The following is a 15921-nucleotide window of genomic DNA, read 5'->3' as shown; positions in this document are numbered from 1 at the left end:
ACTGTATTATGAAAGTGTTGCTTCAACGATGTCGAAATGCCAGTGTTACTGTGGATGGACAAGTGACGGGAAAAATAGATCTTGGATATGTATTATTAGTAGGCATTACGGCAACGGATAGTGAAAAAGAAATAAATTATTTAGTAGATAAGATCGCTGGCTTGCGTTTATACGAAGATGATGAAGGTAAGATGAATCATTCTATCGTAGAAGTAGGAGGCTCAATTCTTTCTGTTTCCCAATTTACATTATATGCGGATACGCGAAAGGGTAGAAGACCGAGTTTTATAGAAGCAGCTCGCCCAGAAATAGCGAAACCATTGTGGGAACTGTTTAATGCGAAGCTTCGGGATAAGGGTTTTACTGTAGAAACAGGGGTTTTTGGAGCAATGATGGATGTAACTCTCACAAACGATGGCCCTGTGACTATTATGTTAGAAGCATGATTGGCGTGTTAAATATTCAAAATATAAAATATTAATGGCAATTGTTTAACTAAGTCTAAGGAGTACTTTGGACTTGAATGATTAGCATAACATTATCTCTTTTTAAATCGAGGGAGGCGCTAGCTAAGCTAGCGCCTCCCTTGTATTTTTCGATAAACTTTACTACCATTCGTCTGTTACACTCCTAAAACTTTAATAAACAAAATGCTATAGTTTTATGTTAATGAGAGAATAGATTACCTTCTTATACATTAAAAAGCAGCTAAAGATGCAATTTTGGCAGCTCATCACTTCTTTACTGGTTTTCCGCTTACTATTTTCGAAAAAATGTTGCTCTGCTAGTGAGTGTTTCTTTTCAAAAAATAAGTATGAGACTTCCTGTTATGAAAGTAAATGTGCAAGCTACATTCCATCTTCACAGGCAAATTTAGAAGAGCATCTCCCCTAATTTTCTACTCTTAGTAAAAGAGAATATGATCCAAAATAGGCAGCAGTAATTGTATAGAGAGACTCGAGTGCCCGAAATTGTATCTTCGGGCACTTCTATTATTGGTAGGAAAGTATCTTTATACTAATTATCAAAAAGATTTTAACTTTATTCTCGTAATTGAAGGAGGAGGAAGGACAGATCATCGCCATAAGATTACAGAAAAAGAGAAGCTACTCGTGACTTTAGTCACGAGTAGCTTCTCTAAAAAAATCGCTCGGTAATGATATAGTGACTAGTCTGTCCAAAGCCCTCCAGAAGCAAGAGAATCAGGCTTTGACCTTAATATGTCACTTGCTTTTTTAGTCTAACTCATTATCAAAGTATTTAATAATTCCATTATAAATTCCATGTGTTGCTTGATCTCTAAATTGTTTAGTTGTGACATTTCGTTCTTCGGTAGGATTACTCAAATACCCTAACTCTATTAAAATCGCATTTTGTTTATTTTCACGTAAAACTAAGTAATTTCCTGGCTGTGTTCCACGATCTTTCAGTGTAATCATATTACCTAAACCCGCGTGTACATACTCCGCTAGTTTCTTTTGATAACCATGCATATAATACGTCGTATATCCACGGACTGTACTATTTTCCACCGCATCATAATGTAAACTAATAAATGCATCTGCGCCTGCTTGGTGACCTATTGAAACCCGTTTACGTAGATCAACGTAAACATCGGATTGTCTTGTCATAATGACGTTAGCACCGGCTGCTTGTAATTTAGATGAAAGCAATTCTGCTGTTAACAATGTAATATCCTTTTCATCTGTTCCAAGAGCTCCTGTAGTACCGCGGTCATTACCTCCATGGCCAGGATCAATAACAATGGACAAGCCTTTTAATGTACCTTTTTTTCTAGGTTTCTTTTTTTCTTGTACTGGTAGATCTGTAGTTACAACAGAATTTGATGACGAAACTAACCAGCTTGCTACATAGGCTATTGATTGGTTCTCTAAAATGACTTTATACCAGTCGTTTACTTTGTCAGTTACTTCAAATGTTTCACCGGCATCTACTCGCTTTACTACAGCACTATTTGTCGAGCTGTCTGAGCGTAGATTAGTTCCATTATATAAAATGGTGATAGTATTAGTTGGTGCGGTAGATGTAGTGGAACTCGGCTCACTTAAAAATGTACCATAAAAACTGTATATCCATCCGATTTTTCCATTGTCTAATTGTACCTTTACCCAATTATGATCCGTATCAAGTACTTCGAATTGAGCTCCTCTGGCCACTTTCCCAATTTGTTTAGAGGATAGGTCGGCTTTTGCCCGAACATTTAATATATCGACTGATACAACAAAAAGCTTCTCCGAAGTTTGAATGTTAGAGCTCGTATTTTCTTTTGATGATTGGTCGGCAATTGTAATATATGCTGTGTTTACCCAGCCTTTTCTACCTTGAAAATCGATTTCAATCCATTCACCCTCTGATTTATAGGCAGGTGTTTGATCTCCCTCGCTAAGCTGCCCGATAACGGCAGAGGAGGTAGATGGTTCGGTTCGTACATTTAAGCGATTTACTTTAGAAACGATTTGTTTATTTGTCATTTCAATTGCTTCGCTTGATGTATACCAACTGGCAACCCAACCAGTCGTGGATCCGTATTTAACTTGAATCCAATCATTTTCTTTGTCGATCACAACTAGTTTGTCACTTTTTGTAACGGCACCAATTGTATCGTATGTAAGTCCTGGGCCTGATCGAACTTTCAACGAAGGAACATTAACGGTTACTTCGTTTTCCTGAGCATCTACTGAAATAGTTGGTATTAGTAGAATGACAGCAAGGATTAAAATGGTCATTTTTTGCACTATTTTATCTTTCATTGAATCACTCCCACTACCATTGTAAATATTCTGATATAAAATTTCTACCTTTTCTTCAAAAGGGTTGACTTATTTCCCTTACGTTATTAAGATAAAGTATAATTAAAAACTAAAACAAACCGATGACCGAAAAAGTAACTGTTTAAAACGGATGGTAAGAGAAGGAAAGACGTGGCTGAAATCTTTCCTACAAACGAACTCAGTGAACAACATTCGAGAGGATTTTTGTCGAAAGAGATTTTCTTTAGTAGGCAAAAACGGAGCTGGCCGTTATCCAGAGTTGAGAGGGTCAGTTTTTTTGACCAACTAGGGTGGAACCGCGGAAGCTTATATAAGCTCTCGTCCCTTGCTATATGCAAGAGACGAGGGCTTTTTTGTCTTTATTTCAACAGATGTCCAAACACTTGTCGAATAAAGACAAATTGAAAAAGAAAGGGGCAGCAGCCATGGATATTAAAGTGCCAAGAGGAACACAAGACATTTTGCCTTCTGAAACAGCAAAATGGCAAGTGGTAGAAGATTTAATAAGAGAAACTTGCCGTATGTATCAATATAAAGAAATTAGAACACCTATTTTCGAACATACGGAACTATTTACAAGAAGTGTTGGAGATACCACAGATATCGTCCAAAAAGAAATGTATACGTTCCAAGATCGTGGCGATCGTTCCCTTACGCTTCGTCCAGAAGGTACAGCATCTGCAGTTCGTGCATTTGTTGAGCATAAAATGTTCGGATACCCAGACCAACCAGTGAAGTTATATTATATGGGTCCTATGTTCCGCTATGAAAGACAACAAGCAGGACGCTACCGTCAATTTGTTCAATTTGGAATCGAAGCAATCGGAAGTGCAGACCCAGCAATTGATGCTGAAGTAATTTCACTTGCGATGTCTGTTTATCAAAAAGCTGGCTTGAAAAAGCTGAAGCTTGTTATTAATTCGCTTGGTGACACAGAAAGTAGAGTTGCGCACAAAGAAGCACTAGTAAATCATTTTGAACCGCATATTGCAGAATTTTGTTCGGATTGTCAAAATAGATTGCAAAAAAATCCACTTCGTATTTTAGATTGTAAAGTAGATCGAAATCACCCATTAATGGCAACTGCTCCTTCATTAACCGATTATTTAAACGAAGAATCTGCTACCTATTTTGAAAAGGTAAAAGAGTATTTAACACTTTTAAATATTCCGTTTGAAGTAGATCCTAACTTAGTTCGTGGACTGGATTATTATAATCACACTGCTTTTGAGATTATGAGTGCAGCTGAAGGCTTTGGCGCAATTACAACACTTGCAGGTGGTGGAAGATATAACGGGCTAGTGGAAGAGCTTGGAGGACCAGCTTCACCAGGTATCGGATTTGCGATGAGTATTGAACGGTTATTACTTGCGATTAATGCAGAAAATAATCAATGGGCGGATCTATCTTCTTTAGATGTATATGTAATTGGAATGGGGGAAGCTGCAAAGAAAAAAGCAGTCGAGGTCACCTATGAATTACGTCAAAATAATATCACCGCAGAGATGGATTATTTAGACAGAAAAATAAAAACACAAATGAAATCAGCAGATCGTCTAAAAGCAAAATTAGTGCTTGTTATAGGCGATGATGAACTTGAAAAACAAAGTGCCATGTTAAAAGTTTTGGCTACAGGAGATCAGCATCTTGTACCGTTTAGTGCTTTGATTGAACAAGTACAAAGTAATATATTTACCCAAGTGGAGGCAGAAGAACAATGAACAGAACGCATACAAGTGGACAGTTAAATGAACAGCATATTGGAGAGTCCGTCCAATTAATCGGATGGGTACAAAAACGGAGAGATTTAGGAGGATTAATATTTGTAGATGTTCGCGATCGCTCAGGCTTGGTGCAAGTTGTATTTAATCCAGAGATTTCAGAAGCAGCAATTCAAGTTGCAGAAAAACTTCGCAATGAATACATCATCCAAGTAAAAGGGACAGTTATTGCCCGCGCAGAAAACCAAGTGAATCCAAATATTCCTTCTGGTGCAATTGAAATACATGCGCAAGAAATTGAAATAATCAACGAAGCGAAAACTCCACCATTTGCAATCGAAAACAGTACAGATGCTGGTGAAGATGTTCGTTTAAAATATCGTTATTTAGATTTAAGAAGACCGGCCATGTATGACACGTTTAAAATGCGTTCTGACATTACAAAAACGGTAAGACGCTTCCTAGATGATGAAGGATTTTTAGAAGTAGAAACACCAATTTTAACGAAATCCACACCAGAAGGAGCACGTGACTATTTAGTGCCTAGTCGTGTTCATAATGGAGAGTTTTATGCATTACCGCAGTCTCCTCAATTATTCAAGCAATTGTTAATGGTAGGTGGATTTGAACGTTATTACCAAATTGCAAGATGCTTCCGTGATGAAGATTTACGTGCAGACCGTCAGCCTGAATTTACACAAATCGATATGGAAATGAGTTTCTTATCGATGGATGAAATTTTAGAGATGAACGAGCGCATGATGAAAAAAATCATGAAAGAAGTGAAAGGTATAGATGTGACTATTCCTTTTGCACGTATGGATTATGATGAAGCAATGGCTCGTTACGGATCAGACAAACCAGATGTGCGATTTCGTTTAGAGTTAGTAGACTTATCGGAAACTGTAAAAAATAGCGCATTTAAAGTATTTGCTTCTGCAGTTGAAACTGGCGGACAAGTAAAAGCGATTAATGTAAAAGGAGCAGCAGCTAATTATTCACGCAAAGATATTGATGCGTTAGGTGAATTTGCTTCTGTTTATGGTGCAAAAGGTCTTGCTTGGTTAAAAGTGGACGAAGAAGGGCTTAAAGGGCCAATCGCTAAGTTTTTCGAAGGAGAAGCAGCATCTAGCTTGATTCAAACTTTAGAAGCCTCTGCAGGAGATTTGTTACTATTTGTAGCTGATAAAAAATCAGTTGTAGCAGATGCTTTAGGTGCACTACGTTTAAAATTAGGAAAAGATTTAGGATTAATTGATGAAAACAGCTTCGAATTTTTATGGGTTGTGAACTGGCCATTATTTGAATACGATGAAAAAGAAGGGCGTTATTACGCTGCACACCATCCATTCACACGACCATTTGATGAAGATCTTCCTTTAATGGATACTGATCCAAGCAAAGTGCGTGCACAAGCATACGACTTAGTATTAAATGGCTATGAGCTTGGTGGCGGATCGTTACGTATTTATTCGAGAGAGGTTCAAGAGAAGATGTTTGAAATTCTTGGATTCTCAGAGGAAGAAGCAAAAGCACAATTTGGCTTCTTAATGGAAGCTTTTGAATATGGAACACCTCCTCATGGTGGAGTAGCATTTGGTTTAGACCGTGTAGTAATGTTGCTTTCTGGTAGCACAAACTTACGTGATACTATCGCTTTCCCGAAAACAGCAAGCGCTAGTGACTTATTAACGCAAGCACCAAGTCCGGTAGCACAAGCACAACTGGAAGAGTTAAGTTTAAAAATAAGTAATACACATTGATTTCATTTAGAAATATGAAAAAAGTCATGAAACAAATCGTTCAGAATAGTTAGAAAATAACATGATAAAATGATTGATGTTTCATAAATCGTATGCTATTATACAAGTAATACGAATCCTGATGTGTTCGCAACATGCAATCAGTTTTGACCGAACAATTTCTATCGTCGGGAGTCTGACTTTTATTATGAATGACATGCCCTAATATAAGGGACGTCAAAATTAATAAAGAGGACACCCACCTGCTGAGTGCGGGTTCAAAACGATACGCTTTATATTGTCGGCACGATTGGGATTCGTCCTAGATTACTAATGTCCCTCTAGCAATTGTTGCTGGAGGGTTTTTGTTGGGTTAAAACCAACTAATTTGATACAGATGGAGTGTTTATATGTTACATCAATTTTCTAGAAATGAATTATCAGTAGGAAAAGAAGGCGTAGATTTAATCAGAAACACGACAGTCGCTATTTTAGGTGTCGGTGGGGTAGGCTCTTTTGCGGCAGAAGCATGTGCAAGAAGTGGAGTCGGTCGAATTATTTTAGTGGACAAGGATAATGTAGATATTACAAATATTAATCGTCAATTAGTAGCATATATGTCAACAATCGGTCGTTCAAAATCAGCTGTGATGAAAGAACGAATTGCTGATATTAATCCAGAATGTGAAGTAATTGATATGCATATGTTTTATACAGAAGAAACGTATGAACAATTTTTTGCGATGGATATAGATTATGTTATTGATGCATCTGATACTATTATTTATAAAGTGCATTTGATGAAAGAATGCTTAAAACGTGGTATTAAAATAATTTCAAGTATGGGAGCAGCTAACAAAACAGATCCTACTCGTTTCCAAATTGCCGATATTTCCAAAACGCATACAGATCCTATTGCAAGAGTAATCCGTACGAAATTACGTAAAGAGGATCATATTACAAAAGGGATTCCAGTCGTGTTTTCAGATGAAAGTCCAATTGTTGTTCGTGAGGATGTTGTAGGAACAGTAGGAAAACCAGATGCGGCAATCCGTAAAGCAAAAATGCCACCATCTTCCAATGCTTTCGTTCCATCTACAGTAGGGCTAATATGCGCTAGCTGGGTTATCAATGATATTACGAAAGAAATTCCCATTAATCGAGTAAAGTAATTAGTTGCAGTTTTTTCCTTTTCCCTTATACTAAAGTTAATACATTGAGGAATGAGAGGGATAGATAATGACAGAATCGACTAATCAAGAAGCACCTAAAAAGAAAATGTCTTTGCAAGAAGCAGTGAAACAAAAGCTAGAAGAAAAGAAAAACCAAGCGAGTGGTGGCAAAGCCCAAGCAAATGGCAAGTCGGCTAACCAAAAAGCAAAAAGCCAAATGACGAAAAAAGTAAGCAATACACGCCGTAAAATGGGTGTGTAATCGTATATCCAAAAAGCACCGCATGAGAAACATCTCATGCGGTGCTTTTTTGTGAGAAATTCAGTTAGTTGGAATAATTTGAGTTTTAGTTGGAAAATGGTGCTGTTTAGTTGGAAAAACATCGCTTTAGTTGTAAAAAATGCATATTTAGTTGTAATATCCATTTTTATGGAACTTTAATGACATATCCTGTCATAGATAGAGTGCATTCAGTCATAATAAAAAGCATCTTGTAAGCTGCTTTTTTTGATAGAAATTCAGTTAGTTGGAATAATTTGAGTTTTAGTTGGAATATAGAGCTGTTTAGTTGTAAAAAATCTATACTTAGTTGTAATATCCATTTTTATGGAAGAATCCGTGATACTTTGAAATATCTTCGCTGACATCGAGTACGCACTCAATCCAACCAAAATTATATTCTAAGAAAAAATACAAATTAAAAACCCAGATTAGCACGAATCTGGGTTTAATCACTATTTTTCTGTTTTAAACTTTTCTAAACGATTATAGATAGCAGCTAACCGTTTTTCTTCACCTGCTTCAACCGGCTCATAAAATCTGGTTCCGACTAAATTATCTGGTAAATATGTTTGGTTTACCCAACCACCAAAAGTGCCGATTTTATGGTCATGCGGATATATATAGCCACCGTGTCCAAGTTCAGCTGCTCCAGCATAATGGGTATCCTTTAAATGTTTTGGTATTTCCCCGGTTTTCCCAGCGTGAATACTTGCGATTGCAGAATCGAGGGCTGAATACGCTGAATTGGATTTCTCTGATAAACACATCAGTACAACTGCATTTGCTAATGGGATGCGAGCTTCTGGTAATCCAAGTCTCTCTGCTGACTGAATTGCTGCGAGAACTTGTGGCCCAACGGAAGGATTTGCAAGACCAATATCTTCGTAGCTCATAACGAGTAACCTTCTAGAAACTGCAACTAAATCTCCGTTTTCAAGTAAATGAGCTAAATAATATAGCGCTGCATCCGTGTCGCTTCCTCGGACTGATTTTTGCAAAGCGGATAGTAAATTATAGAAATGTGATCCTTTCTTATCACCAAAAACTCCGACTCGGTCCACTAAGCTGTTCAATATACTATCTTCAACTGTTGTCACACCATCTTCTTCAAAGCTTGCAAAAATAGTAGATTCTAATAAAGTTAATGCTTTTCTAGCATCTCCATTGGCGGCGTCCGCTATTTTTTTTTCGTTGTTCGTCAGTAATGGCAATGGCCATTTTTCCTAACCCTTTATCATTATCAAGCAAAGCTCGCTCTAAAAGCTTGTCCACATCTTCGGTTGTAAGCCGTTTTAGCTGTTTAATTTCCCCACAGCGTGAGCGGATCGCGGGGTTCACATCATGAAATGGATTTTCGGTAGTAGCCCCAATCAAAATAATTGATCCATTTTCTACATGTGGAAGAAGGGTATCCTGTTGCAATTTGTTGAATCTGTGAATTTCATCTAAAAATAAAATCACTTTGCCGCTAATGCGTGCATCTGCTACAACCTCTTCTACATCTTTTTTCCCGGCTTTCGTTGCATTGAGAGCTACAAAGGTAGCTTTGTCGTTCCTGCAATTGCAAAGGCTAGCGAAGTTTTTCCTACTCCAGGATCTCCATATAAAAGCATAGAAGGGACGTGACCATTTTTTATCATTTTATATAAAGCAGTATCTTTTCCGATAACATGCTGCTGTCCTGCAATTTCATCAATCGTTTGTGGTCTCATACGATATGCTAAAGGTTCGTTGCTCAAAACAATCTCTCCTTGTTCAAACATCTGTTCTTTAATTATAGCGAAGTTTCTTGGAAAAGTCATTTTGAATTCGCTCTAGCCCTTAGTTATGCTATACTTATGAAAGTATTTTTAACTTTTTCAGCAGAAGTGTTTCGCTTCTGCTGAAAAAATTAAAGCCTCCGGCGGATGTTACAGATTTTGAAAGAAGTTAAGGAAGGCAGTCTCATTTCGCGACGTCCTGTCGCAACGACTGCAATGTCTTTCTGCGACGAGTAACCGCAGGAGCATGACCAACATCCTGTTAGCCACAATTCAAAAACTGGATGTGATTACGCCAAGGCGTAATTGATATAAAATTAATGAGGTGGAATATATTGAAATTTTCAACAAAAGGACGATATGGATTAACGATTATGGTCGCTTTAGGAAAACAGTATGGTGAGGGACCGATCGCGCTTCGACAAATTGCAGCAGAGTATAATTTATCAGAGGCATATTTAGAGCAAATCGTTTCTCCATTGCGAAATGCAGGACTTGTTAAAAGCGTGCGAGGTGCTTACGGTGGATATATGCTATCAAGTATGCCAAACGAGATTACTGCTGGTGATGTTATTCGCGTTTTGGAAGGACCGATTCAAATAGTAGAAGGTATTGAAGAGGAAGAACCACCACAACGCGAATTATGGATGCGTATACGAGACGCAGTAAAAAATGTACTTGATACAACGACAATAGAAGATTTGGCAAAATATACAGAAGATAACCCAGATGATACTGGATACATGTTTTATATTTAAGGAGTCTTACAAATGACTAGAATTTATTTAGATCATGCTGCTACTACCCCAATGGCGGAGGAAGTTATACAAACATTTACAACAGAACTAAACGAAGAATATGGAAATGCATCAAGCATTCACCAAACAGGTAGAAACGCACGAAAAAAATTAGACCAATCACGTAATGTTTTTGCAGCTAGTATCGGTGCTCATGAAACAGAAATTACGGTAACAAGCGGCGGGACAGAAGCGGATAACTACGCTCTATTTGGTACTGCGTACGCTCGTAAAAACGAAGGTAAGCATATTATTACAACGCAAATTGAACATCATGCAGTGCTGCATGCTTGTGAGCAACTAGAACGTGAGGGATTTGAAGTAACGTATTTACCAGTGAATAAAGAAGGAGTCATCGAGATCAATGACTTGAAAAATTCGCTGCGAGAGGATACTATTTTAGTTTCTGTTATGTATGCGAATAATGAGGTAGGTGTGATTCAACCAATTCAAGCAATTGGGGAATTATTAAAAGATCATCCTGCTTATTTTCATACAGATGCAGTACAAGCATACGGTAGTTTTGAAATAGATGTGCATGCATTACATATCGATTTGCTAAGTGTGTCTAGTCATAAGATTAACGGACCAAAAGGAATAGGATTTTTATACGCACGTAAAGGAATCTTATTAAAACCTTTGTTTTATGGTGGGCAACAAGAACGAAAAAAACGTGCAGGAACTGAAAATATTCCGGCGGTAGTAGCTTTTGCAAAAGCAGTTGAACTAAAGCAAGCAAATTTACAAGAAAGCATTACCCGAAATGTTCAGTTGAAACAAGCCTTCCTAAAGCAACTCGAAAGTAATGGTGTTCAGTTCACAGTAAACGGTCCACAGGAAAATGTGTTACCGCATGTATTGAATATTAGCATCCCGAAAACGGATGTAGAAACATTTTTAGTACAACTTGATTTAGCTGGAATCGATGCGTCGAGTGGTTCTGCATGTACTGCTGGTTCTATCGATCCATCCCATGTTTTAGTAGCTATGTATGGGGAAAACTCACCGGAGCTACGTAACTCTGTCCGCTTTAGTTTTGGGATAAATAATACAGAGCAGCAAGTAATCGAAGCTGCAAATAAAATAAGTAAAATTATTCAATAAATTGAATGGTTGAAATGAGTGATTAAAAGTGAAAAAAATAGAAGATACACGAGTAGTGATCGGAATGTCCGGTGGAGTGGACTCATCCGTTGCTGCTTATTTATTGAAAGAACAAGGATATGACGTTATCGGTATTTTCATGAAAAACTGGGATGATACCGATGAATTTGGTGTTTGTACTGCTACTGATGACTATGAAGATGTTATTAAAGTGTGCAACCAAATTGGAATTCCTTACTACGCGGTGAATTTTGAAAAACAATATTGGGATAAAGTATTTACGTATTTCTTAGAAGAGTACAAAGCGGGAAGAACACCAAATCCGGACGTTATGTGCAACAAAGAAATTAAATTCAAAGCGTTTTTAGAGCATGCATTAGCATTAGGTGCTGACTATTTAGCGACTGGGCACTACGCTCAAGTTGAAGTACGTGATGGACAAACTCGTATGCTACGCGGTAAAGACAATAACAAAGATCAAACCTATTTCTTAAACCAATTAAACCAAGAGCAATTAGAAAAAGTTATGTTCCCAATTGGCCATTTAGAAAAGAAAAAAGTTCGAGAAATTGCATTAGAGCAAGGTTTAGCAACTGCAACGAAAAAAGATTCTACTGGTATTTGTTTTATCGGAGAAAGAAACTTTAAAGAATTTTTAGGTCAATACTTACCAGCCCAAAAAGGTGTTATGGAAACGATGGATGGTAAACAAATGGGGCATCATGATGGATTGATGTACTATACGATTGGACAGCGTCATGGTTTAGGCATTGGTGGCTCTGGAGACCCTTGGTTTGTTATTGGAAAAGATTTAGAACGAAATGTATTATTAGTAGGTCAAAATATTAATAATGATGCACTTTTTTCTACAAGTTTAACTGCAACTAATCTATCGTTTACAACGACAATAGAAAAACCAACTTCTTTTAATTGCACAGCAAAATTCCGTTACCGTCAAGAAGATGTTGGCGTTCATGTAGAGTTACTTTCTGAAGATAGAGTACTTGTAACATTTGACCAACCAGTTCGCGCAATTACACCAGGACAAGCAGTTGTATTTTATCAAGGCGATGAGTGCCTAGGTGGAGCAACGATTGATGAAGTGTTTAAGGATGGACTGAAATTGGACTACGTCGGGTAACTGGAGGTTTTAACATGAATTACAATGAATTAGGCATTCAAGCGATACAAGAAGAAAATTATGAAAAAGCAGTAGAATTATTTACAAAGGCGATCGAAGAAAATCCAAACGAAGCCATTGGTTATATAAATTTCGGAAATCTGCTTTCTTCGATGAATGAGAATGATCGTGCAGAACGATTTTTTCAAAAAGCAATTACACTGGATAAACACGCTGCAACTGCCTATTATAGTCTAGCAAATTTATACTATAATGCGGACCGTTTCGAGGAAGCTGCAAAGCTTTATGAAAAAGCTATTGCAAATGGAATTGAAGGAGCAGATGCATACTTTATGCTAGGGAAAAGCTTTGAAAAAGTAGGACATACGAAGCTTTCCTTGCCATATTTACAACGTGCTTATGAACTTGCACCAGATGATATTCAAGTTGCTCTTTCCTACGGTATAGCATTAGCAAGTATGGAAATGTTTGAGCAAGCAGAACCTATTTTTAAGAAGATTTTAACTCAAGATGCAGAAAATGCTGATGCACATTATAATTTAGGTGTGTTATATGCTGTTTCTACTACAGATACAGACGCTGCTCTACATCATTTGAAACAAGCATTCACAATCCAACCAACTTATGATCAAGCACGTTATGTGTACGACATGATTTCATTACGCAATTAATCGAACAGTTAAAACACCGGAGGCGATAGTATGACAAACGAAATGAACAATGAGAAACAGTTTATATCGGGTCGTCCTATCGTCTCTATCTTTCATAACCCTCAAAACCTATTTTCCATTATCAAATTAAAAATTAAATCCACTAATACTACATATACCGATAAGGAAATAATCGTCACCGGTTATTTTCCTTCACTTGTTCTAGAAGAAGCTTATAAATTTACCGGATTTATCAAAAATCATCCAAAGTACGGTGTGCAATTCCAAGTAGAGACCTTTCAAAAAGAAGTACCTGCAACCGAGCAGGGTATTGTCCATTATTTATCGAGTGATATGTTTCCTGGAATTGGGCGGAAAACGGCTGAAACGATCGTGAAAAAACTCGGGCCAAATGCGATCAATAAAATATTGGACGATCCACAAGCGTTAGATGTGATTCCGCGCCTTGCTGAAGAGAAAAAACTAACACTACGATCCGTTTTAGAACAAAACCTAGGGTTAGAAAAAGTAATGATCCAGCTAAACGAATGGGGTTTTGGACCTCAAATAGCGATGAAAATATATCAAGCATATCGGGAAGAGACGATTACTGTTTTAACGAAAAATCCATACCGTTTAATAGAAGAAGTAGAAGGTGTGGGATTTGTCCGTGCAGATGAGCTTGGCTACAAACTAGGTATTCAAGGAAATCACCCAGACCGTATTAAAGCGGCTATTTATCATTTATTGCAAACCGCTTCTTTAAGTGAGGGGCATGTCTTTTTATATGCGGAGCAGTTATTAGAGTCAGTGAAAAAGTTATTAGAAACCGCTCAAAGAGAAGAGATACCGTTTGAAGCGATTTCCAAGTGTTGCATCGAACTTGCCGAAGAAAACCGGATTGTTGGGGAAGTAAATCGTTTTTATATTCCTTCTCTTTATTACTCGGAAGTTGGAATTGCTTCTAAAATTGAAACGCTGCTTGGTGAAAATGACACACATCATAAATTTCCACTAGCCGAGATGAAAAAGCATTTAGGCGGGATAGAGGAAAGACTAGGAGTTCAATATGCTGCTACTCAAGTAAAAGCAATTGAAACGGCTTTAAATGCTAGTATGACGTTATTAACAGGGGGACCGGGTACAGGGAAAACAACGGTAGTCCGAGGAATCGTTGAATTGTACGGGGAACTTCATGGTCTTTCACTCGATCCAAAAGAATGGGCAAAAGACAAAAAACCCTTCCCTGTTGTATTGGCTGCACCAACCGGTAGGGCCGCAAAACGGTTGAGTGAGTCCACGGGATTACCTGCCATGACTATTCACCGACTGCTAGGATTTACAGGGCAAGAAGATGAAGATGCTGAAGGAAATGAAATTGAAGGCAAGCTCATCATTATTGATGAGACATCCATGCTAGACACATGGCTCGGACATCAATTGTTAAAAGCGATTCCAAAAGATGCCCAAGTGATTTTTGTAGGAGACCAAGATCAATTGCCTCCTGTTGGACCCGGGCAAGTGCTAAAAGATTTACTTGCTTCTAAACGAATTCCAACTGTTGAACTAATAGATATTTATCGCCAATCTGAAGGTTCTTCCATCATTGAATTGGCCCATGATATGAAAAAAGGTACGGTTCCCCAAACTCTATTGGATAAAACAAGAGATCGATCATTTATCAAGGCTTCGACGGAACAAATACCAAAAGTAGTAGAGCAAGTATTGAAAAGTGCTCTATCTAAAGGCCATTCTATCCGCGATATCCAAGTTCTGGCTCCGATGTATAGAGGCCCTGCCGGTATTGATGCCTTAAATAAAATGATGCAAGAAATGGTCAATCCAAATCCTGATGGCAAACGAAAAGAAATGATCTTTGGTGAAACAATTTACCGAATCGGTGATAAAGTGCTTCAACTTGTCAATCAGCCGGAAAGTAATGTCTTTAACGGAGATATGGGGGAAGTCGTGAGTATTTTTAAAGCTGCTGAGACCGTTGAAAAAAAAGAAATGCTCGTTGTTTCTTTTGATGGTACGGAAGTGACGTATGAAAAAAATGACTTGAACCAAATTACTTTAGCCTATTGCTGTTCCGTGCATAAATCCCAGGGTAGTGAGTTTCAAACCGTTATTATGCCAGTAACGAGAACTTATATGAAAATGCTCCGTCGCAACCTTTTGTACACAGGAATAACAAGGGCAAAAAATTTCTTGATACTATGCGGGGACCCGCAAACTTTTAAATATGGGGTTGAGCGGACAGATGACTTGCAGCGTCTAACAACGCTGAAAGACCGCTTGATTGGCAGTGAAGAAGAACCGGTAGAGGAAGCAGAACATACCTTGCCAGAAGAGACTTTAGAATACACAACTCTTCTAACTGCCGATAACTATCATTTGATTGATCCATTAATCGGCATGAAAGGTATTACGCCTTATCAATTTATGGATGCAGACAATTGACATTGGGACAATTGTTTCTTATAATCAATTGCATATAATGAAAATGTTGACGGAGAAAGTACTATTATTACCTGACTAGAGAGGGATTCCAAGGCTGGAAGAATCCCCAGTGCATAATAACTAGGAAAGCTACTCTTGAGTGCAGTTAAAACCTGCCGTATTGCTGCGTTAAAGCTTCTTTAAGAGACATTTTTGGCTACAAGCTAATATGTAACTAGGGTGGTACCGCGAAATAATAGCTTTCGTCCCTTTTTGGGATGAGGGCTTTTTTTATTTCAAAAATTTAGGAGGAATTA

The 15921-nt window shown here is 37.8% G+C and carries 11 protein-coding genes, 1 other RNA gene, 1 pseudogene and 2 other annotated features; of the genes and pseudogenes, 11 read left to right on the top strand and 2 right to left on the bottom strand.

Annotated features, from left to right (window positions below; genetic code table 11):
- The first annotated feature begins 8 nt into the window (after window positions 1-8).
- Window positions 9-446 (top strand): D-aminoacyl-tRNA deacylase, encoded by a 438-nt coding sequence (gene dtd, locus OR571_RS14180; RefSeq protein ID WP_282243649.1) that lies wholly within the window; start codon window positions 9-11, stop codon window positions 444-446.
- A 789-nt stretch (window positions 447-1235) separates the two neighbouring features.
- Here the strand turns inward: dtd and OR571_RS14175 are convergent.
- On the bottom strand, window positions 1236-2771 hold the full coding sequence (locus OR571_RS14175) for an N-acetylmuramoyl-L-alanine amidase family protein (RefSeq protein WP_282243647.1): 1536 nt from the start codon (window positions 2769-2771) through the stop codon (window positions 1236-1238).
- A gap of 113 nt (window positions 2772-2884) precedes the next feature.
- Window positions 2885-3121, top strand: a binding site (T-box leader).
- 96 nt (window positions 3122-3217) lie between these two features.
- On the opposite strand from OR571_RS14175, the gene hisS reads away from it, so the two are divergent.
- From hisS to OR571_RS14150, 5 genes are all read left to right on the top strand, one after another.
- Window positions 3218-4513, top strand: coding sequence for a histidine--tRNA ligase (gene hisS, locus OR571_RS14170; RefSeq protein ID WP_282244180.1), 1296 nt, complete (start codon window positions 3218-3220; stop codon window positions 4511-4513).
- The gene (gene aspS, locus OR571_RS14165) at window positions 4510-6276 is read left to right on the top strand and encodes an aspartate--tRNA ligase (RefSeq protein WP_282243646.1); all 1767 of its coding nucleotides are present in this window, start codon (window positions 4510-4512) and stop codon (window positions 6274-6276) included. Before hisS ends, aspS begins: the two co-directional genes overlap by 4 nt.
- Window positions 6277-6388: 112 nt before the next feature.
- Window positions 6389-6576: non-coding RNA, 6S RNA (gene ssrS, locus OR571_RS14160), on the top strand.
- Window positions 6577-6665: 89 nt separating this feature from the next.
- The gene (locus OR571_RS14155) at window positions 6666-7427 is read left to right on the top strand and encodes a tRNA threonylcarbamoyladenosine dehydratase (protein ID WP_142538238.1); all 762 of its coding nucleotides are present in this window, start codon (window positions 6666-6668) and stop codon (window positions 7425-7427) included.
- A 67-nt stretch (window positions 7428-7494) separates the two neighbouring features.
- Window positions 7495-7689, top strand: coding sequence for a hypothetical protein (locus OR571_RS14150; protein ID WP_282243644.1), 195 nt, complete (start codon window positions 7495-7497; stop codon window positions 7687-7689).
- A 473-nt stretch (window positions 7690-8162) separates the two neighbouring features.
- Here the strand turns inward: OR571_RS14150 and OR571_RS14145 are convergent.
- Window positions 8163-9449: pseudogene (locus OR571_RS14145) on the bottom strand (replication-associated recombination protein A).
- A gap of 356 nt (window positions 9450-9805) precedes the next feature.
- Between OR571_RS14145 and cymR the strand changes: the two are divergent.
- From cymR to recD2, 5 genes are read left to right on the top strand one after another with little or no spacing between them, the layout of a single operon-like run.
- The gene (cymR, locus tag OR571_RS14140; protein WP_282243642.1) at window positions 9806-10228 is read left to right on the top strand and encodes a cysteine metabolism transcriptional regulator CymR; all 423 of its coding nucleotides are present in this window, start codon (window positions 9806-9808) and stop codon (window positions 10226-10228) included.
- A gap of 12 nt (window positions 10229-10240) precedes the next feature.
- Window positions 10241-11371: a cysteine desulfurase family protein gene (locus OR571_RS14135; RefSeq protein WP_282243640.1), complete on the top strand. Its 1131-nt coding sequence runs from the start codon at window positions 10241-10243 to the stop codon at window positions 11369-11371.
- A gap of 28 nt (window positions 11372-11399) precedes the next feature.
- On the top strand, window positions 11400-12512 hold the full coding sequence (mnmA, locus tag OR571_RS14130; RefSeq protein WP_282243638.1) for a tRNA 2-thiouridine(34) synthase MnmA: 1113 nt from the start codon (window positions 11400-11402) through the stop codon (window positions 12510-12512).
- A gap of 14 nt (window positions 12513-12526) precedes the next feature.
- On the top strand, window positions 12527-13183 hold the full coding sequence (locus OR571_RS14125) for a tetratricopeptide repeat protein (protein ID WP_282243636.1): 657 nt from the start codon (window positions 12527-12529) through the stop codon (window positions 13181-13183).
- Window positions 13184-13213: 30 nt separating this feature from the next.
- A complete protein-coding gene (gene recD2, locus OR571_RS14120) occupies window positions 13214-15625 on the top strand; it encodes an SF1B family DNA helicase RecD2 (RefSeq protein ID WP_282243634.1) in 2412 nt (803 codons plus the stop codon).
- A gap of 37 nt (window positions 15626-15662) precedes the next feature.
- Window positions 15663-15878, top strand: a binding site (T-box leader).
- The last annotated feature ends 43 nt before the right edge of the window (window positions 15879-15921 follow it).

Source organism: Psychrobacillus sp. NEAU-3TGS (genome assembly GCF_029955155.1).
Taxonomy (GTDB): Bacteria; Bacillota; Bacilli; order Bacillales_A; family Planococcaceae; genus Psychrobacillus.
Note: the sequence above shows the minus strand (reverse complement) of the source record. Positions and strands in the feature narration are given on the sequence as shown.